This is a genomic window from Kiloniella sp. (assembly GCF_048259265.1).
Lineage (GTDB): Bacteria > Pseudomonadota > Alphaproteobacteria > Kiloniellales > Kiloniellaceae > Kiloniella.
In genome coordinates, this window is the sequence record NZ_JBLXHT010000007.1 from 201,672 (window position 1) to 227,437 (window position 25,766).

The following is a 25,766-nucleotide window of genomic DNA, read 5'->3' on the forward strand; positions in this document are numbered from 1 at the left end:
CATGACGCGACCACACTAGGCGTCGAATTATTCAAAAAAGCCCCAGACAATCATGTCAACAACCATGTCTAGTTTCTACCCACACCCCACTCCATAATAAAAGATCAGACGGTTCCTGTAACACACTAATACCAGGTTATATATCTGATCAGGTTTGCAATTGAACCAGTGCCTCTTCGAAAGATTATAGCAACTGTGCAAACTCTTATTTTATGAAGCCACCCCTGACTACGTGGGGAGCGAATGTAGGAAAATTACGTTGAATTGGTTAAGGAGACATTAACACAACAGCTATTCAACCTAAAGGCTAAAGAATATTATATACAATTAAGTAAATCCCGAGTAAAAAAATCAAGTATATACAACTTTAAAAATCAATAAGATACGACAATTATTTGAATAGATCTTATTTATTTCGAGCATCAAAAAAAATAATATTATTTTTTGAAAAACCTATAAAAACATTATTTTACGCTCTGCCGCCGTAAAATATATTGAATCAACTTACGAGTAAGAGTCGTAATCATTTGTTACAGTATACCGAGATATCGTGAGATAAAATAAAGCCTTCTCTACATCTGATTGTATGCGTACTAAAATTACACATTTTCGGTTGAACTAACCATTTAGGATACATAACGTTCCCCAAATGCTGTCTGCCCTTTCGTTAGGACGCGTAATTTTACTTTTCCCAATCTTCGCCAACGGGGCGACGTTCTCGTTTGCTTTCGGTGTGGATCAGGTTTCTTGTCTCTTTCAAATCCATAACCGACGGACTATCCGGCGTTTCATTATTATGGTCAGATACATAGGCCAATTCGTAATACATTGGAAAATGATCTGACCCCATAAATGGTTGCCGCCGGATTGCCACAAGTTCAAATTCTTCGGAATGGAAAATATGATCCAGTGGCCACCGTAAAAACGGATATCGCGCATCGAACGAGTTAAACATCCCCCGCCCCTGACGCGGATCAAGTAACCGAGAAACCCGCAGAAAACGACGGGTTGTCGATGACCATGCCACATCGTTCAAATCACCGGCAACAACCAGCGGCCTTTTTCGATACCGTGCCTTTTTCCCAGCCAGCAGAATTTCGGCGTCTCTGCCAATGGTATCCCGGTGCGGTACGGGTGGATCGGGATGAATGGCAATCAGGTCAAATTCATCCCCGCCCTCAAATCTGAAGCGACAATGAAAGCTGGGAATACTGTCGTTCAGCAGAAACCGGATATCACCCTGCAAAACATCCAACCGCGAGGCCAAGAACATTCCATAGCTGTTATCTTGTGGGCAGCTAAGCTTATAGTCATAGCGTTCTGTTACCCCCGCCATAACATCCACCCACAGTTGATCCGTTTCCATCAGGATCAAAATATCTGGGTCGCAATCCTCAATGATTTCAATCAGTTTATCGTGGCTCTTATTGCTCTGCTTTACATTGCAAACCAGCATTTTAAAAATCGGGACACGACCCTGTTTTTGTGGGTCATGTTTTTCTGGATCAAATCTTGCCGATTGCTGCCACCAAAAGGGAGTAAAGGGTATGATATGGAAAAGTTCAATCAAAACCGAGACAGACAGCATTCCCACAAGGGAATAACAATACTGATCCCTGGGAAGGACCGCCACGACAGACGCAAGCGTTACAAACGAAATAGTCAGAATTTGAAGACGTCCAAAATCAAAAATTCTGACGGCACCATGCGCAATTGGAATAAAGGGAAGTACACTGGCCAAAAAGCACAGCACTGTAATTGCCCCTAACAGATAATGTACCATCACGCCTGTTTAATCCCCTTTCCCCTTTATTGGAGGTATAAATCTGTACTGACCAGCATCTTCATCGCGATCAAACAATCACCAAATCTGGCAAATTTCACTTATCTGCCCCGACGGTTCTATTTCGCAACAATATTATAATAGAAAATTTTGACTGTTTTCTTGCGGTTATTGGTTATTTCAAGCTTGTTGGTTACTTTTCTTGTGCATCTTTTTTTGGGTCACCATTTTCTTGGTTATTATTTTCTTGGGCACATTTTTCACTATCATCAACCCCAGACATCCATGCCCGACAAAGGCCGCCCGCCAATAAAATAAGGCTGATGGCCCCAAAAGCAACAATGCCCAGCGCATAGAACCCGAAACCAATCGTCAGGCCAATTCCCCCCGACGCCCAGATACTGGCCCCGGTAGCGGTACCAACAACTCGGTCACCCCGTTGAATAATTGCGCCCGCACCAAGAAAACCGATCCCAGTCATGACACCGGAAATAATACTCGACAGATCAACCTTTACAATGTTTTCCGCCGATGAGAAATCCGAATAAATTTCCTGTCCCAAAATAGCCAGAACACACGTGGTCACAGCAACAATCATATAGGCCCGAAAATCAATTGGTTTGTTCTTGCTATCGCGCTCTAGCCCAAGAACAAGCCCGACAACCATCGCCAAACCGACACGAAGCAAAAGCTCTTGCCAGGAAATATAGGTTAGTTCCAAACTCAAATCGGTCATTCTGATCCTCAATCCATCAAGAGCTTACGTAAGCGCCCTGCTTATACCTTAGTCAGCTTGCACCCTAATATATTGCGCTTTTTGCCCCAGTAAGCCCCAGTAAGCTACAGTCCAACTCTTTATTATCCCATTGATAAGCGCCGTGAGTACCAACGTCTGCAAGGAAAGCCTGAGGACTATATCCAGAGAACCATATTCCCACAACTATACCCCACGAGTATAACCCCATAGCATTTTAAACTGACCAAAAGGACAGATCAATCTAAAGCAGAGGGATCATGATGCAGTTATAGAAATTAGAATGCCCAGAGATGAGAAGCCCAGAGATTAATATAGCCAGACCTTTAAAATACACAGAATTTAAAATATCCAAATTTCAAAATGTGCGGCTTCTAGATCCATCAGATTTGTTTTCACCATCATCACCTTGTTGTCCCGGTTGTTTTTTAATAGGCGCAAGGATGATCATTAACATGTTCACATTCTTACCGTCCGAGGCCAGCGGCAAGATCAGATCCTCAACATCCAGAATATCCTTTTTCGGGCCAACGTATGGGGTAAAGGCATAAACGGGTTCTGCCAAGTCAACTGCTTTGCAACAGTTCTTCCAAACCGAATTCGGGGATTTCAGGTTATCAATTGTGCTCATTAACTCCCCGGTATAGTCCCGGTTAAGCAATGGCACGATACGGGTTCCAATCAACCGGAAACGGAAATCAAGCGGTTCTTCTTGAACATCCAACAACAGAATGCTTGGCAAGAAAGGCACCATTTCTTCAGGGCTTATGTCGTCCCGGCTTGGGATTGCGTCTCCTTGGCATTTCGAAAGCCAGTATTTGTACGCCAAATCAGAAGCGACCGTTCTGTATTCCACATTAAGCATTTTAGCACTCTAGTTCATCAGGGACCGTTATCTCAAGCCCAGTAAATTTCCCAGGTAACTGCCTAGGTAAAATTATACTGTAAGATTCAATAAAGCCATCATCAGGCTTTTCTCAAGCCCCCGAACACACGAAACAATATGGGGCCGACTTTCAGCCTGTTCGATGACAGACCAGCTTTTTGGGAAACACACATCATTTACGGTTAACAAACCATAAATCCAACCAAAAAGACTGCGCGGTTATCATGTATAGACAGGAAAGAGTCAAGTTTTGGAGGATGCTACATACACGCACCCCGAGATAACCAGATAATTTCCTCGCCAAATACGTCGGAACGAACCAAAGAGAATATAATAACCTCAATGCGTTATTATGTACCCCTCAACCTGGGTAAGTAATTCTACTTAGCCCCTGTCTTCTCAACTATTCACACGCCTCGGGGATATCATTGATATCATAGGGGGTCGCTTCGTAGAGTGATTTGATCCAGTTGCCATAGATTGCGGCGGTATAACGCCAGGTATTAATCGGCGTCTTTTCGAGATCATCATCCGGGAAGTAGTTCGGCGGGATCGGCAGATCGGGGAATGACTTGCGATCGCGCAGGAATTCCTTCTTCATCGTATCCGTATCGTATTCAGGGTGATTGAACATATAGATCCGACGCGGATATGTCTTGCACCCCTTTTTGAAGGCTTTGTTCTCTGCCACGAGAAAAATATCCCCTTCGTCGGTACAGGAAACAAGCTCAAGCGGTTCATAGCCTTCTACCTTATCCCGGTGCAAGCGTTGCCAACGTCCCACAGGGATCGGGAATCGGTCTGGCAAACCAAACAAAAGGTCCGCACTGTCTTCCTCTATCCCATGTTCAAAGACACCCAGCGTCTTGATCTTGCCGTTGTGACACTTGATATCGTGGAAATAACGCATGGCGGCAAAGCCAGCCCAGCAAATGTACATGGACGACAGCACATTGGTTTTGGACCAGCTAAAGATTTCCTGAATTTCACCCCAGATACCCTCGCTTGTGACATCTGCATCCAGTAAGTTGACGCCCGTGACCAGCAAGCCGTCAAACTTGCGATCTTTCACATCGCTCCAAGCGTTGTAATATTTACTGATGTGCTCGCTTGGTGTGGATTTGGATTTATGCCCCGCCTTGACACTGGCCACATAGCTGTCCGTCGTCACAAAGGTGAGCCTAACCTGTAGCGGCGTGTGTCCCAACCAACGGGCCAATTGAAGCTCTGTTGTCTGTTTGTCTGCCATCAAGTTCAGGATTGCAATTTCCAGCGGACGAATGTCCTGATGTAGCGCTTTTTCCTCTGCGATCGCCGTGGGATCCCCAAGCGACGGCAAAAAGGGATGAGCTTCACTCGCTGTAATAACAATAGGCAAACCAACAATCCTTTAATGAGTAAACCTGTCTGCGTGATAGCTTAACGCGACAGTAACACTTCAAACGTGACATAAACTAAAATTGATATAGATCGTTCATACTCAAATCAAGTCCACCCTACCCAAAAGGAGTAAATAATAGAATACAATTTTCCATCGCAGTTCATCACTAATCTGGCATGAGAGTAACAATAGTGAGGTATCAATCGTTCGTAGTTATAAAGAAAGCAACGATCCTGAATAAAATCACCAACACAAACTAAGAATTGTTGAGTGGATTATCCAGCAGGTCTTAATTCTGCCTTTCAAATGGGATAAGCCAAACAGGATAATAAAGTAACATTTTCTACAGTAAAAAGGTGTAAAGGAGTTCAAAACCATCTTGCTTTTCATGTTCGTTAGCCTGCTGATTATCCTAAGCATTATCGCTGTAATACTGGATACACCTCAAGGGACTCTGAAGAGGAGTATAAAAATTTGTGGGTACCTAGTTCTATTTATTATTACGGCTACTAGTGTTTTTGTTTTTACCGATTACATAAAAAGCGAGCCAGGAAATGCTGTCAAATCCAGCTACCCAGCTTTGCAATTTTCCCAATACGAGGTCCTGTTATCAGAAAATAACAACGGTATATTTGGCGGGCACACTAGAATTCTTCTCAAGATTCCCAAAGAACAGTCAGATAAAATCATTCAATCTTGTGCGGAGCATGGCTTTCTACGCATAGATAAAACAGGAAAATGGTTCAAAAAAAATATGAGTAAAATAACTTCGTTAACTTATAAGAAGCTAGGCATAGGTAAAAATCCCGCCTGTAAATCCAGAAGCTCACGAGCATACAACAATCCGAATAATCTTCAGGATAGAACAACCTTTATCCTTGATAACGGTTACCTCTATTACAGCTCATCTTATCGTTAAGATTATATACGCTTAAAACCACTTATTTTCTCGCCTGATAATTTCTTGTTTTCCCTCATCGTTTGGGCCAGAGTGGAAACAATAAAAACAACATTTCCACGCCCCAGAGCCCTCCTTATCTCTAAAACACCCCTCATGCCCAAAACACAAAAGAAAACTATTCTTACCTGTGCCGTTACAGGGAACCTGACCAAGCCGGAACAGCATCCCGGGCTGCCCATTACCCCAAAAGAGATCGCTGATGCCGCCTTGGGCGCGGCAAAGGCCGGGGCGGCCATTGTGCATTTGCATGTGCGCGATCCACAGACGGGCAAAGGGTCCATGGATTTTAATCTCTATGAAGAAATGGTCGGGTTGATCCGTCAGCAAAATCAGGACGTGATCTTGAACCTGACCACGGGTGAAGGCGGCCGTTTTGTGCCGTCGCAAGACGATCCAAAAGTCGCGGCACCCGGCAGTACCCTCTGTCGGCCAGAGTTACGTGTTGCGCATGTAGAAAAGCTGAAACCCGAAATATGTACGCTTGATTTCAACACCATGTGGTCGGGGGAAGCCGTGGTGATCAACACACCGCGTAATGTGGAAATTATGGCAGATCGTATCTATGCCGCGGGAACCAAGCCTGAGATTGAGCTATTTGACGTCGGTGATCTCAACATGGCGCTCGATTTTCTGGACAAAGGCATTCTGAAGGCCCCAACCATGATGCAGATTGTCATGGGCGTGCGGTATGGCATTTTACCCACCCCGCAAAGTCTGATGTATCTGGTATCGCAAATCCCCAAAGACACCGTCTGGGCCGCTTTTGGCATTGGACGCCATGAATTCCCAATCCTTGCCCAGTCTTTCCTGTTGGGCGGGCATGTACGGGTCGGCATGGAAGATAATCTGCAAATCCGCAAGGGTGAGCCTTGTCGTGACAATGCCCAACTGGTCGAAAAAGCAGCCGATATCATCGACAATCTGGGCGGCGCACTGGCCACACCAGACGAAGCCAGAAAGATATTAGGCCTTTAAAATTAACCCCGTTAAAGAAGCCCGATAAACTAAGGCCGAAAAACTAAGACCACAAAAATTAATGCCGTAAAAGCACCTTCGCCTCCCTACTTCTCTCAGACGATCAGGACTTGATAATGCAAAACGAGCAACGTGCGACTGCCCCCACTCTCCACAATGCAAAAGTCGATGCTTCAAAAGCTGATGTCTCAAAAGAAGAAATTGCTAATCTGATCAAAGCACGCAGATTGTTAAAAGAGAAAGTGAGTGTTGCATGGTACTGGGCAATCTTCATGATTGGCATTATTGCCCCGGCTCTTTTTGCGCCCATTATTTTGATTGCTTCGGCACCGATATCTGTTCTTGTATCACTTTATCTTTTGATCGTACCGGTAAAACGATTGAAAAAAGAACTTACCAATTTGAACGTTAAAGTTCACCAGACACGCGAACTATCGCTCGGTGACTATTGCGGTCCGCCACAAGCAGAACTTCCGCTTTATCAGATTATTGAAATCCGTGATAATCCGAAATTACTAACGCTGAAAATTCTGTTATCCAAAGAACAAGATGAAATTGGAAAGATCGTCAAAGATCAGAGAGAACAATTTGTCGTGCCCTATCTGTTTAATGATTAGAGTGCACTGAACTTAACGTTCTTGTGGGTTAAATCTCGTTGAAATTATAAAAGAAATTATACAACGCTCAGGACCTGTAAAAAAGTAGATCTGTGCCGAGAACTAGGCTATTTTCTCATCAGGTTCCGGCTGATTTTCATTCAGATAATTTCGCATGGTTTCTGCGACGTCATCACAGCTTCGGATAAAGTCAGGGATTAACGCATAAGCCTGTTCTGCGTTATCGTTCCGCACCAGTGCTTCGATCTCTTTTGCCTGATTGCCCAAGCCTGTTGCCCCAAGTTCAAAACAAATCGGCTTGAACGAATGCGCAGCTGATTTTATGGTTGCATCGTCCCCGTCATCCAGCGCCTGTTGCATTTTCGGGGCTGTCTGAACCGCGAATTCAACAAAGCATTCGATAATCGGGAGTACCTTGTCCCCTATTTTTTCTTTCAGGGATTCAATTTCAGTAAAATCGACAAGTTGCTCACCTTTTTCAGATTGGCCAAGAGAAGATTTAACCTCTTCTGGATTACTTTTTACTGGGGCTTCAGCTTTGAGATTATCGTCTTTCGATGCCCTGCCCCCAACATCAGATCTGCGGTCAACGACCCACTTTTGTAATACCTTTTCCAAATCATCAATTTGCACTGGCTTGGAAATGAAATCATCCATACCAACATCCAGACAATTTTGACGATCGCTCGCCATGGCATTGGCGGTAAAAGCAATGATCGGCAATGTATTACGATCATCTTCCAGCTGGCGAATTTTTCGGGTTGCCTCAAAGCCATCCATTTCTGGCATGTGACAATCCATAAAGATGATATCGAATTGCTGTTGATCCAGCTGCTCCAAGGCTTCTTTACCATTTCCAGCGGGCGTAATCAGGCACTTGTAACGTTCCAGAATTTTTGTCGCAATCATCAGATTTATCGGGTTATCCTCGGCAAGCAGAACCCGCACTCCTTTGAAATTAAGGTTTGTTTCTTGCTTAAGTTCAGCCTCGCGGAAGCTGTGCCGAGTAAAGAGCGGGGTTTCTTCGGCCTTGTCCCGCGTCGACCAGACTGCGGCAAGGGTAGAACGAATAATACCGGGAAAAATGGGTTTCGTCAGATAGCCCCGAAAGCCAAGATTTTTGACCAACTTACCATCGCCACGTTCGGGCGAAGACAACATCAATACCATCTGTGGCGCTTGAATATTTGAATCGGTTTGAATTTCGCGCGCAAGATCGTGCCCGTCCATTCCCGGCATGCAATAATCAGATAACAAAAGATCATAAGGCTGGGCCGTGCCATCACGCAGAAGAGCCAATGCGTCTTCCGCTGTACCGGCCTGATGTATTTCCATACCAAGATCTGCCAATTGTTCCCTGACGATTTCCAATGACACTTTGCTGTCATCCACCACCAGCAATTTAAGACCTTCCAAAGATTCCTGTGCTTGGATAGCTGCAATTTCTTTCGATGCGACCAGTTTTTCCTGTCGCCCAAGTTCTATATTAAAGCTAAAGCAAGATCCCTTGCCCAATTCGCTTTTAACTGAAAGCTGACCGCCCATTAAGGCAATCAGATCCCGGCAAATTGACAGCCCAAGACCCGTGCCACCGAAATGACGGGTCGTCGAGGCATCAGCCTGAGAGAACTTTTCAAAAATCAATTTCTGTTTGTCATCGGCAATACCAACCCCGGTATCGTTGACTTCAAATTCATAATTAATTTGCCCGTTATCCATCTCTTCCGAACGGACGCGAATAAAGATATGCCCCCGATAGGTAAACTTGATGGCGTTGCTCAAAAGATTGAGGAGAATTTGCCGAATACGCCCGGGGTCACCGACGACAAAACGTTCCATTTCTGGTGGGAAACTGACCAAAAATTCAATATCGTCATCTTTGTCTTTGGGCATCACCAGATCGACCACATCTTCGACAAGCTGTTGCATGTCAAAAGGAATGAGTTCCAGATCCAGTTTTCCGGCCTCAATTTTTGAAAAATCCAGCACGTCGTTTATCAAGCTCAACAAAGCATCGGCCGATTTCATCACTGTATCGGCAAAACTGTATTGTTTTGGCGATAAATCTGTATCAAGCAGTAATCCTGTCGCACCGATAATGCCGTTCATCGGTGTACGGATTTCATGGCTCATACTTGCCAGAAACTCTGATTTCACCTTATTGGCTTTTTGTTCTTTTACTGCCAACGCATCCAGCGTTTTGTTTTTATCTTCCAGAATTTTATTAGCTTGGTTCAAATCATCCGTACGTTTAAAGACAAGTTCATTAAGGTTTTCGTTTAAATTTTCAAGCGACCCTGCCATATCTCGAAAAGATTGCGAAAGTTCCTTTGCTTCCTGCCAACCTTTGGTCACAGGCGGAACATCAAATTCCCCGGATGCCAAGCGCTTCGTCATTAATTTCAGATGATCAATGGGACGGGCAATAAAATAGGCAACAACAAATCCCGCTACGACACAAATCAACGCAACAAGCCCCACCAGCCAAATTAAAGATTGGTTTGCATTATCATAAGATGCATTGACCTCTGCCTCGTCTATTTTCACAACCAGGCCCCATTCAAATTCTGGAATGAAGCGTGTAAATGCTCGAACAGGCTTATTTCGATAATCCGCTACCCCCCGTAGAATGGTTTCATTTCCCAATAATGCCTGTGTAATCGGCGTCTGGATATTTTCTTTACTAACTTTACGGTTAAAAGCTGCATCGGGGTCATGCCGAAACGGTACAACTGCAAGCGCATCACCATTGCTGGTCCGAACCGCAATCAACCATTCACCTGTTAATCCCAAACCACTTCTATCTTCGATTAAATCAGATAAAAAATCAGCTTTGAATTCTACCGATATATACCCAATGGCGCGACCGTCCTGAATGAGCCGAACAGCACTTTGAACAACACCATCCCCCTTGTTGATCACGCGGACCGTATAGTCCTTTTCCGGGATAACAAACACATGATCAGATGTACCTGAAACAGATGTATCTTCTGGGTCCGTCGTCGCGACCTTTTTTCCTGCGAGATCAAAAACTTCTATAGCTTCCAATCTGCTCATATTCCCCTGAGCATCTTTCAGGATCTTGGTAATTTTATCTTTGTGTTGCTGTTCTTTGGTCTTGTTCCACTTATCCAGACTGATCCGCATCTGGGTTCTGCTGGCAATCAACGCTGTGTTATCCCGCACCCGATCAACAACGGCCAGAACACGTTTTTTCGCGATCAGAGAAACCGCAAATAAATTTTCTTCAATCTGTTTTTGATACTGCTCTGATGAATGCTGGATATAGTATTGAAAGCTCAAGATAAATGGCACAACCGAAATCAGTAAAAAAGCAGTAACCAACAGATGCTTTAATTTCATTGATACCTAAATCCCACCTTATAAATACAACCCATACCTTACCGCTTTAGATCGCCACACTTCTGGAACACCATAATTGCGATACACACAACCCGTTAGTGTCTAAAATACAGTATAAATACAATTCGTTAATTTTTATTACTCTGAAAATATTTAATTATTTCTATTACATAGAGCTTAAAGCCGTTGAAATTCTCAAGATCCAAAAGATTTTATTCAACTACATTTTCCAAGGGCATGTTTTTGACAAAATAATCGATTGTGGTTTTGCGGAAATTAGAGTTCTCAATGAATAAATTCAGGCAAAAAGTCCCAAGGAGAGCCAATGATACACCTTTGTCGCGTTGAAACGATGATACCCAAATCAGAAAAATCATCAATAGAAAATGCGGCGCGATGATCCACACATTTTACAGGGGTTCGTCTAGGGGTGTCTGAGCTCATCTGGCTCCATTTGGCATTCCCGTTTAGCAAGACACATCTGATCCATTAGGCAAAGCACAAATAATCATCATGCTAATCAATAGATTAGAAAAAGAAGATGGCAGGACTGTATTGTAATTTACCGTTTCAGGGCCTAGTCTTTCATTCAGCAGATCGTTAACAAAGCATGTCACTGTATTGACAAGAACGACTTTGTAACAAACGTGCCAATAATCACGGAACAGTCCCAATTCATACGGAAAGATTAGGGCCATGACAGACCTCACCCCAACGCTTCATCTTGTCTGTGGAAAAATCGCTGCAGGGAAATCAACACTCGCACGTGACCTGTCGATTGACCCCAAAGTTATTCTGATCAACGAAGACACCTGGTTGTCCCAGCTTTATCCCGAAGAAATCAATACCATTCCCGACTATGTGCGTTGTTCGGGCCGTTTGCGCAGTATTATGGAAGACCACCTGCAACAATTGCTTCAGGCCGGGGTATCCGTCGTGCTCGACTTTCCCGCCAACACACCAGACATTCGCGCATGGATGCTGGGCATTGCGACCCGCGCCAAGGTGAAAAACAAGCTCCATTATCTGGACGTCAGCAATGACCTGTGCAAAGAACGCCTACACGCGCGCAACGCATCAGGGTCCCACGAATTCGCCCCCAGCGACGAAGAGTTTGACGTCATCACCAGCTATTTTGTGCCGCCCAAAAAGGATGAAGGGCTTAACATTATTTTGCATGTCTGATGGCTGTTATATGGAAATTCTAAAGAGACTGGGTCAGCTTTTCTTGGGGATAAACAACACCAGAAAATTAGCAATCAGTAAGGTAACGCCCAGAAAATAAAAGGCCGATATCAAGCCGTAACGATCAGCCAAGGCCCCGCCAATGATAGGGGCAAAGGTGGTCATGGCAGACTGTACCCCGAACAGGACAGAGGTCCCAGTGCCCCCCATATGCGGCGGTGTCATATCCATCAGCCAGCTATGAACCACGGGGCGAATGGCAAAAAGCCCAAAGCCGAGCATAGCAATGCCCGCCACAAAAACCGTCGTATTATCAATCAACGTCAACAGGATCAGCATAACCGTGGTAATGCCCAGCCCCCCGACCACCAGCGGACGCCGCCCGATCCGGTCCGACCAGATCCCTGCAACGGGTGCCGCGACAAGTCCCGCAGCCTGAAAGGCAAAAAGCGCCAGTGCCAATTGAAAAGGGGACAACTTTAAGTCATTCGCCAGATAGAGCGGTAAGAACACCAGTAAACCCGTCTGCGCCATATTGCGAAAGCCGGACATGCAACACAGCACCATCACCGCGCGGTTCTTAAGCAAAGCCCCGACCCCGGCGAGATAATCCCGCCCCTTCATTCTTTCACTCTGGGAATGGTCTCTGTCTGGCTTCGTGTGATCTATATCTAGCCTGTTTTTATCCCTGTTTTTATCCGGGCTGCTTGTAGGTACGTGTTCTTTCAGCGCATGTTCGTCGTTTTGCGGGGCCGAGTTTACCGATGCTAAATACTCTCTCTGTTTGGATTGGCCCTGTTTGGATTGGTCTTGTTTGGTTTCGGAAATGGAAGATTGCTTGTGCGAACCACCCTGAGTTTCAGGCTTCCCAGTAATTCCCCCTGAGGCCTTACCAACCCGCTCAACAAAAAAGAGCAACAGCATAGCAACCACCAACGGCACAACAATACTTGCCTCCATCGTCGCGCGCCAGCTCAAGGCAGCCAAGACGGGGGCCATAATCACAGGCGCGACAGCATCCCCCAGATTAGCCCCCAGCGCATGAATGGACAGCACATAGCCCCGCCGATCCGGATAACGCAGGGACAGATAAGATATCGCCGCCGGATGCCACAAGTTATTAGACATCCCGATAAAAATCATCGCCAGCACCAGCAAGGGATACAGGCTCACCGCCCCCATGGCATAAAGCGCCACAGCCCCCACCAAGAGGGATACCACCTGCCACAAAACCCGACGCCCGGTAATATCCACCAGCGGCCCGCTAAAGACATTCGCCCCGAAAGAGGCCAGGGAAAAGACAGAGGCAAACAATCCGGCCTCTACATAGCTCAACCCCAGATCCTGCGCCATAAAGGGCAACAGAAAATAAAAGGTCGCAATCACCCAATGCGTCGCCCCATGCCCGAGACCAACAAGATAGATGGGATTGTCTTTTTTAACCCGAGAAAATGCTTGCGCCGCCAGCCCCATAAAATCGTCCGTTATGTATCGTGAAAACAGGCCTGTTCCCTCTGCCTGTATATAGAAAATATCTTTTGACTCTAAGGGCAAAGAGATCGTTATCACAAGAGATAAGTTGGGCATGAATAGCTAAGACAAATCGTAATGAATTGTAACGCAGCCCATCAGCGATAGTCCTTAAAGCCTCCCTATTGCAAAGGACATCAAGATGGTTCAGGTCATTGATCATGCTGAAAAGCTTTATGGTAAACCCAAAGTTGTTCAAAAAGCGAAACGACCTCGTTACCAACCAACGCCACTGGAACAAAAAGTAGAGCGTATGTTTGGTCTCGAACCCGGAATTCGAAGAGCGGGATTCATTCCCACCCCAGCAGGGAGCTTGGCAGGTGAAAAAGAACCAATTGATTGGACAGATTGGACCGCACCAGAACTACTTTATGGTTTAGCAAAAACTTTCACTCTTCCGGGTCACACCCTTGAGGGTGGGAGCTTTACACATCAAGATACCGTCGATGCCGCATTCAATTTAACTGGCGGTGGCTTTCTTTCTGGTGCAGCCGTTCCCAAAGCAACAACAAGAGGCGCCGCCATTCTTAACATGAATGGCGCAAGAACACCTTTCCACAAACGTTCGACATCTTCCGTAAAAGAGATTGGAAGCGAAATTGCCAAGGTCTTGGAAACAAAAACTTCATCAAAAGGCAAAGTCTTCCGAGAAGATCTTGGCGAGATATCTATAGATTTTGGAGATTCAAAAGCAGGTCTGCAACATATTATCAAGCAAAGAACTGAGAAGGATGGAATTAACGATGAATCTTTTGTTAGAGAACGATTACCTGAAATTTTAGCAAAGGGTAAGCTCACTAGATTTGATGGCGATTTTGGTGAAAGAAGAGCAACAATAGAAACTAAAAATGAATTAGTTCGTTTAAGTTTGATGAGGTATGATAAAAAAGAAACTTGGTTAATTACAGCCTTTAAAAAATGGTAAAACTCTACTTAATTTAATCCCAATCTTTGTTAATTATTGAGCATAAAAAATGATTTCCAATGACGAGTTTATTGCAAAAAGGCTCCACGAAAAATAGACGCTCACCTCAAAACGGGTGACATAGAGATTGTTGATGAAAAGGATCAGCTTTCAATAGATCATCATTTTGATCACATGGGTTTCCCCAGAAGAGTAGAGGAAATTCATTGGGAGATCGTTCCGAATTCAGAGCATTATCTGGTCAAAATCCCAACCCGTATGGAAGAAAGCCGGGATTTTACGACCCGAATTATTGATAAGTATAATCTGAGCGGTCCTGTTATTCTTTACGGTGATTATTTTCTTATGGAAAATTACCGAATGGACTCCTCGTTCCTTCCTACCACTCTTTGGGATTTCATAAGCGTTCCAATCTGCTTGTACGCCGTTAGTCCTAAACAAAGTTGGTGTTTCAGTTTTCATTCATCTCGCCATCTGAATTTTGGCTATGCCCCAAACAGTTTGCCGAAATAACGCCGACAGAAAAAAGGCCCTGTCGTTCTCAGTACGAGATAAACAGGGCCTCTTTTTATATCCACCCAATCAAATCGGTTTCAATACACCGTCACAAAACAGTTCCGGTAAAACAGTCTCCCAAAATAGGAATATGGGGAGGACTATTTTAGTTTCTTTTCGGTTTCCTTGATTACACTGTCGAGAACCTGACGTTTTTTCATGGTGCTGACGGCTGATTTCAGGACTTTGATTGCACCCTTGTCATCGCCTTTGTCTTCCAGTGCGGTGGCAAGTTGGTTCAGCATACCGAAATAGCGGATATGGCCCAGAGTATCGGCGGCGCTGTCGGGATCATCCATCAAGGCGGCGGTTTGTGCCTTTGCCCCTTGGTCGATTTTGGCGTTGATGGTCTTGATTTCCAGCTCTGCCTTATCGGTTGCACCGTTTAGCACCTTAAAGTTCCGAAGCATCGGGCCGCTCAGGGCTAGATTGGCGTGACGGGCCGCTTGGTTATTGGCACAGCGTGCCGCAACCTCACGCAGCACATCATTGGCACTATCCAGTGACGGTGCCCCTGCAAAAGCGACGGTCCGTGCCACGTCTTCGGTGAAATAATCCGGCGCCAGTTTGCTTTCCTCTATGGATGACGGCGGGTTCACGTAAACCCGAAGCACGTTAGAGCTGATGATTTCATCATTCACATCAATCACGGCCTGAATGTTATAAAAGCCGGGTTCATCAATGGTCCAGCCATCGGTAGAGGCACTGACCATGTGCGATCCGTAAATGGCTTGTCCCGGTTTCAGATCGGTTGTGTGTTCATGATGGCAATGGGTGGAAAGTGACCGCCACTTGCGGGTTTTCCCCTCGCTGCGTTGCACAAACAGCGTGATATGACGCCCGTCTTCCAACAGATCCTCTTCGATTTCCACGGCCTGATCCGACACATTCTTGAGCTTGAGTTCAAGGGATACAGGTTCCAGGAAATCATAGCTGTTGCCAGACTTGTTCGGTCTAATTTCCAGATCAAAGTTACCACTTTGCAGGCTGCTGTCCTGTTCCAGATTGTGGTTAGAGAACCAGTCTTCATTACCCATCTGCACAAAACGGCGGGGGGCATGACGCATATACACCAGCTCTTCATCCATAAAGCGGAACCGGAAGTCCGAGAAGAAGGCGTTTTCACCGCCAGATACCCGGAAAGGATAGCTCATAAAAGTACGGGCTTCGTTGTTGTTGGTTAACGGTATCCACGGATCACCGCCGTTATAGCTAAGGGATTTCTGCCATGAATGCGCCAGATTAAAGGCATGGCCCATTTCGTGGATTGCCGTCCAGAAAACCATGCGCCGACGCCAAGCCGCCGCATTGGGGTCACCCGCCGGGGCGTCTTGAATAAAGCTGTCGGTGAAAATCGCCGTGCCCTGTCGGTGGTTGGCCCCGATATCATCGAACATAATACCGCCGAGGCCGCGCCCTTGATCATGCCGCCGAGCAAAGAGCACCCACATGGCCCATTTGGGCAAGTTCTGGAACCGTGACCAGTATGTCACCATGGCATTGTGCATTTCGGCATCGCTCCATGTACCATTGGCCCCTGCTCCGCTTGTGGGGATCACCGATCTGTTCGGGGACATGGACACATCAAATCCCGCACGGCGATAGACGGTATCCATCGAAATATTTTCCGCAGGCAGGTTCGCCGGACGGTTGGGGTGAGAGCCTATATCATAGGTGGTTGTCGGCGCACTGGCATTTGATACGCGATCAACTTCGAACTCAACCTCGTCAAAATGCTGGCTTTCAAAATTAAGACGATAAACGCGGCGCGTTCTGCCCGGTCCGATCAGGGTGAGTTTGAATGTGCCATAGCCAATTCCCCGACCACGGGAAGCTTCAAAGATAACTCGGTTCCCCGGGATCAAGCTGTTGAGGCCATCGCGATAGGTGATATTGGCTTCGACCCGACGATGGTTCCAGCCCAGACAGCGATCTGATGTGACCTCTGCAATGGCGTGGGCCGTCGAGAAAGGAAACCGCCGATTGACCTCTATCGATATGCGGTTTTGAGGAAAGAAGCGATCCACATCCACCCGCACTTTTATACTGATCAAAGATAGCGGAATAAAGGGGCCGACCGGACGGGCTGGCCGTGCCGGGACCGACGGTGTCGGCAGTGGAAAAGGCCCCCGCGGGATTGGAAACGGGTGCGGTGTTGGCCTAAAAGGTGATGAATAGCCATAAGTGCCACTCAACGCTGAACAGAAATTAAGGGGGATTTGGGGGCCCGGGATACGCCCTGGTATACGTCCTGGTATGCGGCCTGGAATACGTCCCGGTATTCCGGGTATTCCGGGTATTCCGGGGATAGGCCCACCGGGTACAGGGGTCAGGGCCTCTATATCTTCACTGCCGTCATCATCAAATAATTCGAGATCATCATAGCCGACCTCGTCATAATCTAGCTCGCTAACTTCTGCTGGATCACTATAGATACCGGGCAGGTAATCAAGATGCTCCTCGTCCTGAATAAGAACCACTTCGTTGGTAAAATCATCCGTGTCCAGTTTGGACTTTGCAGATGCTTTTGCGTCAGACGACTTTGCTTTGCTGGAACCTTCTTTCGTTTTTACAGCCATTGTAAACTCCTTCCAAATTCTTCAATTTAAAAAGGAGGACCTGAAATCAACGACGCCCCGAAACAGCTTCCAAGCAATTATAATAATTGCCAATTCTGGATCATCAAAAAAGCGTCCTGTTTCTGCTTTTTGATGACTGTATCGGGGATGGTACAAATCTGATTGTCGAGCGTTTATTTTTCTCCAGATATTCTGTTCCAGACATTCCAATCCAGATTGTCACATCTGAATTATCGTTTCAGGATTATTCTGGCACATCTCTCGCACCGAGATGTCTTATGATGTCAGTATGTTCATGCCGTTCACGCACCCTGCTGTTTACTGGTTTTTGTTTATTGGCTATCGCTCTGCAGAATAACTTTGCCAGATAGCATTCTGATAAAGTGTGTCCCGAAAGCGCATATGTCAAAACCATATATACCCGAAAGCATATTCCATAAGGGATGCGAGATACTTCCTCTAACCCGATAGTTGGCTGCGGGCTTTGCTTTTGCCACCATCCCAAAGGGGACGGAATTACAAAACACCGTTTCACCGAACGACCAATTATCGAATAGCAAGCCAAGAGAGAGAATATAAAAGTTACAGACTGACGTGTTCACACTTCTTGTCAGAAACCTATCTCTATTCAGATACCTCTTGCTAAGTTGATGGCTTCCCAAAACCATCGACAATAAGTAAACCACAGCTTGCGTTTCATGTGTTGTGAATAAAAAGTGAATAAAGCGTCCACCCCGTAAACAAACAATAGATACAAACCACTAGACCAGATATTTGTTAAAAACTAACTGGATTTATCACGCACGTCACCCTGCCTGAACGCCACGGACCCGACCACGACGACCAGCGCGAGCAGGACAAAAAGTCCAAAGGCAAAGCGCAGGGACGATATTTCAGCGATAAAACCAATCAGGGGCGGGCCGAGCAACAGGCCGCCGTAGCTGAAGGTCGCGACCGAGGCAATGGCCACACCGGGGCTAAGTTGTTTGCTGTTCGCCGCGCGGGAAAAAACCAGCGGAAAGACGATGGAATAACCCACCCCCATCAGAGCAAGGCCCAGATAGGTCATCCAAAGGCCCGATGCTGTGGCAGTGAGCGAGCTGCCGATCAGTGCTGCGCCCCCGCAAAAGCGCAGGATGTTCACCGGACCAAAGCGGATGATCAGACGATCCCCGACAAAGCGCATGGCAACCATGGTGATGGAAAAGACCGTATAACCAAACGCGGCCTGTCCTTCACCAACCTTAATGACAGAGGTCAGAAACACAGCCGACCAGTCCGCCATGGCCCCCTCGCCCACTGCACAGGAAAAAGCCACCAGCGCCACCACCAGCAATGCCCCCCGCGGCATAATAAGACGGGGGCCTTTGGGTTTTGTCGTTTCTGGCTCTGGCTTATCTTTTTGGGGGATCAGTTGCTCTTTTGACGGGCTAAAAACGTTCGGTAATGCAGAAAACCAAATCAGAGGCGACAGGATCAAGGCAAAAATAAAGAACTGATGACCATAGCTTATTCCCTCCCAAGCCGCGAACGCGCCAAGCCCCGCGCCAACACCAGCGCCCACAGAGAAAAAGGCATGAAAGCTGGACATGATCGACCTGCCATAGCCGCGTTCGACCTCTGCCGCCCAGGCGTTCATAGCAACATCCATGGCCCCTAAGCCAGCGCCAAATAGAACCACCGCAATCGACAGCATAATAATGACCGGGCTATAGCCAACCAGTGCTATGGACACACAACAGACCACAGCACAGACCAACGTCACCTTTGCCGCCCCAAAGCGATCCGTCAGTCCCCCAGAAACAGGAAAAGCCGCAATCGCCCCGCCAGACATGAGTAACAATAACAACCCCAAATCACCCGCAGACAGATCAAAGCTTTGTTTGAGTGAGGGAATACGTGCCGCCCAAGATCCATAGAGCGCACCATTAAGAATAAACATGGCCGTAACAGCCCATCGCGGAGATCGCAGACCTTTGACCTGAATTTGATCCCGCCCCTTTTTGGGGCCTTGTTTTGTCCTATCTTCTTTTGCTGGGCCTTTTTTTGCTGGGCCTTCTTTTGCTGGGTCTTGCCCAATTTCGTCTTGTTTTGTCGGGTCTTGAGATAATGTCGCCATGATTAAAGAAATTTCCCGAAATAAGATCCCAAACAAGACCAGAAACAAAAATGGTAAGAAGGTGCGATATTCGATCGGATACTGGGTTCAATACTGGGTTCAACACTGGGCCAAATACGGAGTTCTTCAAACATGGAGTATCTCTGTTTCGAACGCCATAAAGTCAGCAGTAGCATTGGGTAGACCAGAGGTAATAAGAACATCAATATCAGAACAGGGCACGACCTGATGCGCCGATCTGCACCCCAGCTTATCCCCCGGCGCGAGAACGACAACACGGTTCGCATTTTCGGCCATGATCTGTTTGACCGCTGCTTCTTCCACATCATCCGCCGACAAACCAAAATCCGGGTCCAGCCCACAGGTTCCCAATATTGCAATATCTGCCAATGACTTCGACAGGGTACGAATGGCCTCTGCCCCCGTGGAAATGCCCCCCAAAGGACGTAAAATCCCCCCGACCAAAACGGTTTCTATGCGCTTTTCCAATAAGATAGTGGCAACCAAAGGCGATGGCGTGATCACCAATCCTCCGTACCCAATAGGAAGTTGCCGCGCAAAAAAAAGAACCGAGGTGCCACCGTCCAAAAACAAGCTCGGTTGTCCCGCTAACAGGTCTTGAAAAACCGTTTCTGCCTTTACCAGCCAATCCGTTTTTTCTTGAAGACGAACAACCACTGGGGAAAGGGATTTGTTCATGGGGATTGCGCCCCCCTTGACCCTTTTGAGAACCCCCTGTTTTTCCAGGGCGATAAAATCCCTTCGGATCGTATCAAGCGAAACGCCTAACTCTTCGCCGATGACACGGGCAACAAGCGTTTTGCCGACCTCAAGTCGCTTGATCAAAAGTGCTTGCCGAGTATCTGGGTTATTTAAATCAAGTGATTGCATCATAAAAAGCTGTAAAAAACGATTAATTTTAAACCTAAACGATTAACTGCGCATAAAAATGCAATATTATGCATTACATTGCAATGATAGTTTTATGAAATCTAATTTTTGCCCCAAATCCGGCAACTTACAGAAACCTATTGTTAATTTAATTCTCTGATAATGAGACAAGGGGTTGTTGAGGAGCACATAATTAATGCAGTTGCAAACGGCATGACAAGGAAAGTCCCCAATCAGCGCATGCTTAAAATTCTCTATGCACAAGAGTGCGTAGCCCGTTGTGCTGACATGAAAGAATATCTGGAACATTCTCAGCCCGCTCAACAAGAACTGGGATCGTGCAACGTAACAACTGTTTCTTCCGGAGAAGCTGTTCTTGCCACGGCTGATCAGCAAGCTTTTGACATCATCCTGACGGATTGCCATCTACCAGATATGTCAGGTCAAGACATTGCCCGAAACCTGTTGAAAAAGCACCCGGAATGCCCGGTATTTCTCATGGTTGACAAAGGGTCAGAGCACCTTGCGCTAGAGGCTATTTCCCTAGAGATCACAGATTATATTGTCCGAGACGAAAATCAAACATATCTGAAATTCGCCCCGATCCTGATCAAAAAACTTTTGGCACGGGCAAAGGCAAACAAAGACAAGATCAAAACAGATCAAAAAATTCAAAAAGCAAAAGAACAACTTGAACAGCGCGTCGAAAGGAGAACCCGGGAACTCCAAGCACAATCTGAGCTTTTGGAAAAATCTCTGAATGCGCTGAACTTAGGATTTATCGTTTGGGACCCTGATGATCACCTGATTATTTGTAATACGCGTTTTCACACATTGTTTGGCATCCCCGAAGGGACATTTAAACCAGGGATAACATTATTTGAATTGCTGCTGTATCTGGCAAAGAATGGATACTATGGCAAAGGGGATCCCGAAAAGCTGGCACAAAAAAGGCACAAGGAGATTCTGATTGAGCGCCAACAGCCGAAAAAAATTCGCGTTACAGAAAATAATCGTATATTGGAAATATCACAATACCAAGATGATAACTTGGGACGTATTGCCACCTTTACCGATATGACCGAAATACATAACCGCGAACGTGAAGCAGCCATGCTACAGGAAGCATTGGACAACTTTACCGACAGCGTCATTCTGTATGACCATCAAGAACGGGTGGCGTTCACCAATAAACGCTATCATGAAATGTATCCGGCCTCGCCATCACAGAATGATATTACCGGATATACTATGACCCAACTGCTGCAACGCAGTCTGAACACTGGCCAAATAGATCACCCCCTTGCCAAATCTGACCCTGATACATGGCTGGCTCAGCGACTGAAAGAACGCCGTGAAAACATACACACCGAAGGCGAAACCGTTCACGCCAACGGGCGGAGCTATTTCTACAAAGTCAGTAAATCATCTGGTGGCGGGCATATCCATATTCAAACAGAGATAACAGAACGCAAAGCAGCCGACGAAGCCTTGCGTATCAGTGAAGAACGCTTGAAGGCACAGGTTAATGAGTTCAGGGAAAACGAAGTTCGTATGGAGGCACAGGCCGCCGATCTTGTTTTTCTGGCCGAAAACCTATCCGAGGCCCATGATAAACTGGCCCGCTTGAACGAACAGAAAGACAAATTCTTTTCCATTATCGCCCACGACCTCAAAGGACCTTTTAATGCTCTGCTCGGCTTTTCAAGCTTGCTGTCGGATCGCGGCGAAAGCCTAAGCACTGAAAAAACAAAAGAATACGGTACCATGGTGCATCAATCCGCCGAACAAGTTTTCAAGCTTCTGGAAAATCTGTTGGAATGGTCCCTGTTACAAATGGGGCGGATGGAATATGCCCCCGGCCCCGTGAGTTTGGATGAGGTTATTCAAACCAACAAAGTTCTATTTGCCCCGGCCGCAGACAAAAAGGGTGTTACCCTTATCTGTAAGCCCACAGACTATATTGTTCTGGCCGACTTTAACATGGTGGACACTATTCTCCGTAATTTGATCAACAATGCGATCAAATTCACACCCGAAGGTGGGGCCGTCACAATAGATACGCGCAGTAACGGCGATTTTATTGAACTGGAAGTAACAGATACCGGGGTCGGGATTGCACCAGATCAAATATCAAAGCTGTTCAGGCTGGATGAGAACGTCTCGACCAAAGGTACAGATGGCGAAATAGGCAGTGGCCTTGGCTTGCATCTTTGCAAGGACCTTATCGAACATCAAGGTGGCAAAATCCACGTCCTGAGCACGAAGGACCCGCATAATAAAGAGACAGGCGCAACCTTTCGCATCACCATTCCGGTTTATCATGCCGAACTTCTTTGTGATAAGCTAAACAAACGATCATCCAAAGGTTGATCGCATTAATCAGGTAACCTCTTTATCATCAGCACTTTCAACAAGATATCCGTTTTTTCTGCGCAACAATCCAAAGACGATATCATCTGATCAGATATCAATACTGATCACAAAATTCACAGAAAACTTTCATACTTAGCCCCCCGAACCTAAAGCGCTTTCTGGTTTTCGATCTGACGCCAGAGTTTGTTTGCCTCTAACCCCAACAGATTACAAAGCATGGCAAATTCTTTCTGTTCACGCGGATCTACTTCGCGATCGGCACAGATTATCAAATGCGCCACCCGTAACAGAGTTCGGGATCTTTTGTATTTCCCTTCGAAGACTTTGATCTTTTTATACAACTCGGCTTTGGCGCCCTCTGTGCCGCTTTTCAAAAGATAGATATAGTCATCCAGAATTTCGATTGCTCGTACAGGATCAAAGGTTTTGAGGGCTTCGATATTATCAATGGCATAATCAATAGAATAACGTTCTTCGATGGAAACTTCCCCATCCGAATAGGCCGTGATAGCGCAGACTGCCATTGCTGCATGTAGAAAGTCTTTGTTTTGATACCGACGCACTTCGGTAACAAGTTTTTCCAATAACAAGCTGGACATAATCCTAGACCTTCCTCTTATACTAACATCCCCATTACCCAGTGTTATAGGTAGAACCTTTTGTTCCTAACTTCCAGTAGCAAAACGATAAAAGAAATTTAAATCGTTACTTTCCCGGGAAACTTTATCATCACAATATCTTTTTCATCCGCCGTATTGTCGCCCCAAAAATACATAATTCTTCCTGATAATCATTTGTTTTTCATCGTTGCAATTTACGGTTTGACGGCAAATACTGGCGTTCCTTTCTACTGGTAATCATTTTTTAAACAGCATTCGAATTCAGGACAGTTTCATGGGCACGAACTTCATGGGCATTATTCACGTAACAAAGACCGCAACGACAGCTTTCTTTCGCTCGAGCCTCCATGTTACAGGATTAATCATAGGTCTCAGCTTTGCAGCACAAAGTGCCTTTGCCGATAGCAAAATCAACCCTGCGATCTGGAAGTTGTCCGATGAAGACAGTGTTGTTTGGTTATTCGGCACAGTCCATGTTCAGAACGAAAATTTGCAATGGCGGACACCAAAAATCAAACAGGCATTTGATAGCGCAGATCGTTTTTATATCGAAGCCCCCATCGGTGACGCCACGCCGGAAACCATGGTTCCTCTGCTCCAGAAACATGCCTTTAACAAATCAGGCACGCCCTTTTACGAACAGCTTTCCCCACCAGAACGGGAAAATTTTGTCCGCGCCTTAAATTCTTTGGGTATTCCCGAAACAGCCATGCAGAACTTTGCTGAGCTACGCCCGTGGTTCACCGCCGTCACCTTGGCCGGAATTCAAATGCAAACCAAGGGGCTCAATCCGGAATCAGGTGTGGATAAAGCGCTTTGGCAAGATGCCAAAGCTGCGGGTAAAGAACTGGGGTATCTGGAAACGTTGGAACAACAATTGCGTATTTTTGGCGACATGACACCCGAAGAAGATATGGCCATGTTCAATAGCTCCATGGAAGAGATGGTCGAAGACACCGACATGCTGGATCAACTTTTCACCTATTGGAAAACGGGCCAGATCGAAAAACTTGCCACCCTCATGAATGCCTCTTTCGACGGACAGGATCGCATCAAAACCGCCTTGCTAGACGACCGCAACGCCGATTGGGCTGAACAGATCGAAGACATCATGCGCGGATCAGGCACCGTCTTCATCGCCGTCGGCGCGGGACACCTTGGCGGCGATCAATCCCTGCAATGGTATCTGGAACGTCTGGGGTACGAAGTTGAGCGTCAGTGAGGGGAATATAGCAGCAGATATCCCATAGCGAGATTACAGCCTCGTTAAGATAGCAACAATACGCCTCACAAACATCACGCAATGGTTGTTTTATGAGAATAGATTTACTATAAAAAACGTCTATCCATACCAATCTTCTAGTCTGAACTTGGTTTTCAGTCGTCTGCTCGCACAAACGATTTACGAACCAGTCAATTTTCTAAAGATTTTTATTCAGGACTGTTATTATGAAGTTGCTAAAAACACTCTCGTTGGGCGTAACATTGCTTGCTGTCGCTGCCTGCCAAACCACACGCCCGGTGCCACCGGGCATGTACCATGATCAGCAAAAATACCTTACCTATGACGATCACAAGGCAATGGTCGGTGCCATTGGCAATAATGGTGCCTATACCTATGGCTGGGCATGGGGATATTCCAATATCGACGATGCACTCGTCAGGGCCAGAAAAGGGTGTGAAAAAAATCGCAGCGGCGCAGAAGTTAGCTTAGAATGCAAGGTGCACTTTATCGGCGATCAAAATGTAATGAGCCTGTCGCCAGAAGAGCTTGAAGTTGCCATTAAAAACTACAAAGCTGGTCTGAACAGAGACAACGCAAAAACCGATTGGCACTTAGATATAGCTGGCGTGTATCAGGGAAAATTGCTTAGCAACAATATACCGAGTTCCATTACAACGACATTGACCATTACCGCTGAGAATAAAATATTTGGTGCCTATGAATTCGAAGATACCGAAACTATTCAACACGGAAATCTGACAAACTGTCATCCAATTAAAACAAGGGTACTTGCCTGTACGTGGCAAGACACTTACGGCAAAGGGATGCTGGAACTCAAGTTCAATAAAGCACTGGATGAGTTTCGCGGATCGTGGGGAGAGAAAAAGCTAGATCCAAGTCTGTATTGGAATGGTCAAAAACAGTAAAATCAATCATCTAGGTTGCTAATAAATTAAGAATGAAGTGAATTAGTTCCGACTTAATCTGACACCACCCTCTTTTCACCAGAGTGAATTAAGGGTGGTGCATCTCTTGAAAGAG

Annotated in this window: 17 protein-coding genes; 7 read left to right on the forward strand and 10 right to left on the reverse strand. The window is 46.1% G+C overall.

Annotation, left to right across the window (positions count from 1 at the left end; genetic code table 11):
• Positions 1 to 682: 682 nt before the first annotated feature.
• The 4 genes from ACN0QW_RS13060 to ACN0QW_RS13075 form a co-directional block, all read right to left on the reverse strand.
• A complete protein-coding gene (locus tag ACN0QW_RS13060) occupies positions 683 to 1,783 on the reverse strand; it encodes an endonuclease/exonuclease/phosphatase family protein (RefSeq protein ID WP_417432066.1) in 1,101 nt (366 codons plus the stop codon).
• Positions 1,784 to 1,976: 193 nt separating this feature from the next.
• A complete protein-coding gene (locus ACN0QW_RS13065) occupies positions 1,977 to 2,519 on the reverse strand; it encodes an MgtC/SapB family protein (protein ID WP_417432067.1) in 543 nt (180 codons plus the stop codon).
• Positions 2,520 to 2,895: 376 nt separating this feature from the next.
• Positions 2,896 to 3,402: a PAS domain-containing protein gene (locus ACN0QW_RS13070; RefSeq protein WP_299377079.1), complete on the reverse strand. Its 507-nt coding sequence runs from the start codon at positions 3,400 to 3,402 to the stop codon at positions 2,896 to 2,898.
• 424 nt (positions 3,403 to 3,826) lie between these two features.
• On the reverse strand, positions 3,827 to 4,801 hold the full coding sequence (locus ACN0QW_RS13075; RefSeq protein WP_417432068.1) for a homoserine O-acetyltransferase/O-succinyltransferase family protein: 975 nt from the start codon (positions 4,799 to 4,801) through the stop codon (positions 3,827 to 3,829).
• A gap of 1,057 nt (positions 4,802 to 5,858) precedes the next feature.
• Here ACN0QW_RS13075 and ACN0QW_RS13080 point away from each other — a divergent pair.
• Positions 5,859 to 6,740, forward strand: a complete 882-nt coding sequence (locus ACN0QW_RS13080) for a 3-keto-5-aminohexanoate cleavage protein (RefSeq protein ID WP_417432069.1) — start codon at positions 5,859 to 5,861, stop codon at positions 6,738 to 6,740.
• A 116-nt stretch (positions 6,741 to 6,856) separates the two neighbouring features.
• Positions 6,857 to 7,357 carry a hypothetical protein gene (locus tag ACN0QW_RS13085; protein ID WP_417432070.1) on the forward strand — a complete coding sequence of 167 codons (501 nt, stop codon included), beginning with the start codon at positions 6,857 to 6,859 and terminating at the stop codon, positions 7,355 to 7,357.
• A gap of 102 nt (positions 7,358 to 7,459) precedes the next feature.
• On the opposite strand, the gene ACN0QW_RS13090 is transcribed toward ACN0QW_RS13085, so the two are convergent.
• Entirely contained in the window at positions 7,460 to 10,720 is a 3,261-nt protein-coding gene (locus tag ACN0QW_RS13090) for a response regulator (RefSeq protein WP_417432071.1), read from the reverse strand.
• A 696-nt stretch (positions 10,721 to 11,416) separates the two neighbouring features.
• On the opposite strand from ACN0QW_RS13090, the gene ACN0QW_RS13095 reads away from it, so the two are divergent.
• Positions 11,417 to 11,905 (forward strand): AAA family ATPase, encoded by a 489-nt coding sequence (locus tag ACN0QW_RS13095; protein ID WP_417432072.1) that lies wholly within the window; start codon positions 11,417 to 11,419, stop codon positions 11,903 to 11,905.
• A 33-nt stretch (positions 11,906 to 11,938) separates the two neighbouring features.
• Here the strand turns inward: ACN0QW_RS13095 and ACN0QW_RS13100 are convergent, their stop codons facing one another.
• Positions 11,939 to 13,378 carry an MFS transporter gene (locus ACN0QW_RS13100; protein WP_417432073.1) on the reverse strand — a complete coding sequence of 480 codons (1,440 nt, stop codon included), beginning with the start codon at positions 13,376 to 13,378 and terminating at the stop codon, positions 11,939 to 11,941.
• Between the two features lie 199 nt (positions 13,379 to 13,577).
• Here ACN0QW_RS13100 and ACN0QW_RS13105 point away from each other — a divergent pair, with 199 nt between their 5' ends.
• Positions 13,578 to 14,360, forward strand: a complete 783-nt coding sequence (locus tag ACN0QW_RS13105) for a hypothetical protein (RefSeq protein WP_417432074.1) — start codon at positions 13,578 to 13,580, stop codon at positions 14,358 to 14,360.
• 656 nt (positions 14,361 to 15,016) lie between these two features.
• On the opposite strand, the gene ACN0QW_RS13110 is transcribed toward ACN0QW_RS13105, so the two are convergent.
• From ACN0QW_RS13110 to ACN0QW_RS13120, 3 genes are all read right to left on the reverse strand, one after another.
• Positions 15,017 to 17,494 (reverse strand): hypothetical protein, encoded by a 2,478-nt coding sequence (locus ACN0QW_RS13110; RefSeq protein ID WP_417432075.1) that lies wholly within the window; start codon positions 17,492 to 17,494, stop codon positions 15,017 to 15,019.
• A 784-nt stretch (positions 17,495 to 18,278) separates the two neighbouring features.
• A complete protein-coding gene (locus ACN0QW_RS13115; protein ID WP_417432076.1) occupies positions 18,279 to 19,613 on the reverse strand; it encodes an MFS transporter in 1,335 nt (444 codons plus the stop codon).
• A 126-nt stretch (positions 19,614 to 19,739) separates the two neighbouring features.
• The gene (locus ACN0QW_RS13120) at positions 19,740 to 20,507 is read right to left on the reverse strand and encodes a DeoR/GlpR family DNA-binding transcription regulator (protein ID WP_417432077.1); all 768 of its coding nucleotides are present in this window, start codon (positions 20,505 to 20,507) and stop codon (positions 19,740 to 19,742) included.
• A 210-nt stretch (positions 20,508 to 20,717) separates the two neighbouring features.
• Here ACN0QW_RS13120 and ACN0QW_RS13125 point away from each other — a divergent pair, with 210 nt between their 5' ends.
• Positions 20,718 to 22,877: a PAS-domain containing protein gene (locus ACN0QW_RS13125; protein ID WP_417432078.1), complete on the forward strand. Its 2,160-nt coding sequence runs from the start codon at positions 20,718 to 20,720 to the stop codon at positions 22,875 to 22,877.
• 149 nt (positions 22,878 to 23,026) lie between these two features.
• Here the strand turns inward: ACN0QW_RS13125 and ACN0QW_RS13130 are convergent, their stop codons facing one another.
• Positions 23,027 to 23,479: a tellurite resistance TerB family protein gene (locus tag ACN0QW_RS13130; protein WP_417432079.1), complete on the reverse strand. Its 453-nt coding sequence runs from the start codon at positions 23,477 to 23,479 to the stop codon at positions 23,027 to 23,029.
• Positions 23,480 to 23,774: 295 nt separating this feature from the next.
• Here ACN0QW_RS13130 and ACN0QW_RS13135 point away from each other — a divergent pair, with 295 nt between their 5' ends.
• Complete coding sequence (locus ACN0QW_RS13135) at positions 23,775 to 24,722, forward strand: TraB/GumN family protein (protein WP_417432080.1); 948 nt, start codon at positions 23,775 to 23,777, stop codon at positions 24,720 to 24,722.
• A 227-nt stretch (positions 24,723 to 24,949) separates the two neighbouring features.
• The gene (locus ACN0QW_RS13140; RefSeq protein WP_417432081.1) at positions 24,950 to 25,651 is read left to right on the forward strand and encodes a hypothetical protein; all 702 of its coding nucleotides are present in this window, start codon (positions 24,950 to 24,952) and stop codon (positions 25,649 to 25,651) included.
• The last annotated feature ends 115 nt before the right edge of the window (positions 25,652 to 25,766 follow it).

Bases quoted from the DNA above. Each gene is read 5' to 3' on its own strand.
- ACN0QW_RS13060 (WP_417432066.1), bottom strand. From the start codon at position 1,783: ATGGTACATTATCTGTTAGGGGCAATTACAGTGCTGTGCTTTTTGGCC.
- ACN0QW_RS13065 (WP_417432067.1), bottom strand. From the start codon at position 2,519: ATGACCGATTTGAGTTTGGAACTAACCTATATTTCCTGGCAAGAGCTT.
- ACN0QW_RS13070 (WP_299377079.1), bottom strand. From the start codon at position 3,402: ATGCTTAATGTGGAATACAGAACGGTCGCTTCTGATTTGGCGTACAAA.
- ACN0QW_RS13080 (WP_417432069.1), top strand. From the start codon at position 5,859: ATGCCCAAAACACAAAAGAAAACTATTCTTACCTGTGCCGTTACAGGG.
- ACN0QW_RS13085 (WP_417432070.1), top strand. From the start codon at position 6,857: ATGCAAAACGAGCAACGTGCGACTGCCCCCACTCTCCACAATGCAAAA.
- ACN0QW_RS13090 (WP_417432071.1), bottom strand. From the start codon at position 10,720: ATGAAATTAAAGCATCTGTTGGTTACTGCTTTTTTACTGATTTCGGTT.
- ACN0QW_RS13095 (WP_417432072.1), top strand. From the start codon at position 11,417: ATGACAGACCTCACCCCAACGCTTCATCTTGTCTGTGGAAAAATCGCT.
- ACN0QW_RS13100 (WP_417432073.1), bottom strand. From the start codon at position 13,378: ATGGGGCTGGCGGCGCAAGCATTTTCTCGGGTTAAAAAAGACAATCCC.
- ACN0QW_RS13105 (WP_417432074.1), top strand. From the start codon at position 13,578: ATGGTTCAGGTCATTGATCATGCTGAAAAGCTTTATGGTAAACCCAAA.
- ACN0QW_RS13110 (WP_417432075.1), bottom strand. From the start codon at position 17,494: ATGGCTGTAAAAACGAAAGAAGGTTCCAGCAAAGCAAAGTCGTCTGAC.
- ACN0QW_RS13115 (WP_417432076.1), bottom strand. From the start codon at position 19,613: ATGGCGACATTATCTCAAGACCCGACAAAACAAGACGAAATTGGGCAA.
- ACN0QW_RS13120 (WP_417432077.1), bottom strand. From the start codon at position 20,507: ATGATGCAATCACTTGATTTAAATAACCCAGATACTCGGCAAGCACTT.
- ACN0QW_RS13125 (WP_417432078.1), top strand. From the start codon at position 20,718: ATGACAAGGAAAGTCCCCAATCAGCGCATGCTTAAAATTCTCTATGCA.
- ACN0QW_RS13130 (WP_417432079.1), bottom strand. From the start codon at position 23,479: ATGTCCAGCTTGTTATTGGAAAAACTTGTTACCGAAGTGCGTCGGTAT.
- ACN0QW_RS13135 (WP_417432080.1), top strand. From the start codon at position 23,775: ATGGGCACGAACTTCATGGGCATTATTCACGTAACAAAGACCGCAACG.
- ACN0QW_RS13140 (WP_417432081.1), top strand. From the start codon at position 24,950: ATGAAGTTGCTAAAAACACTCTCGTTGGGCGTAACATTGCTTGCTGTC.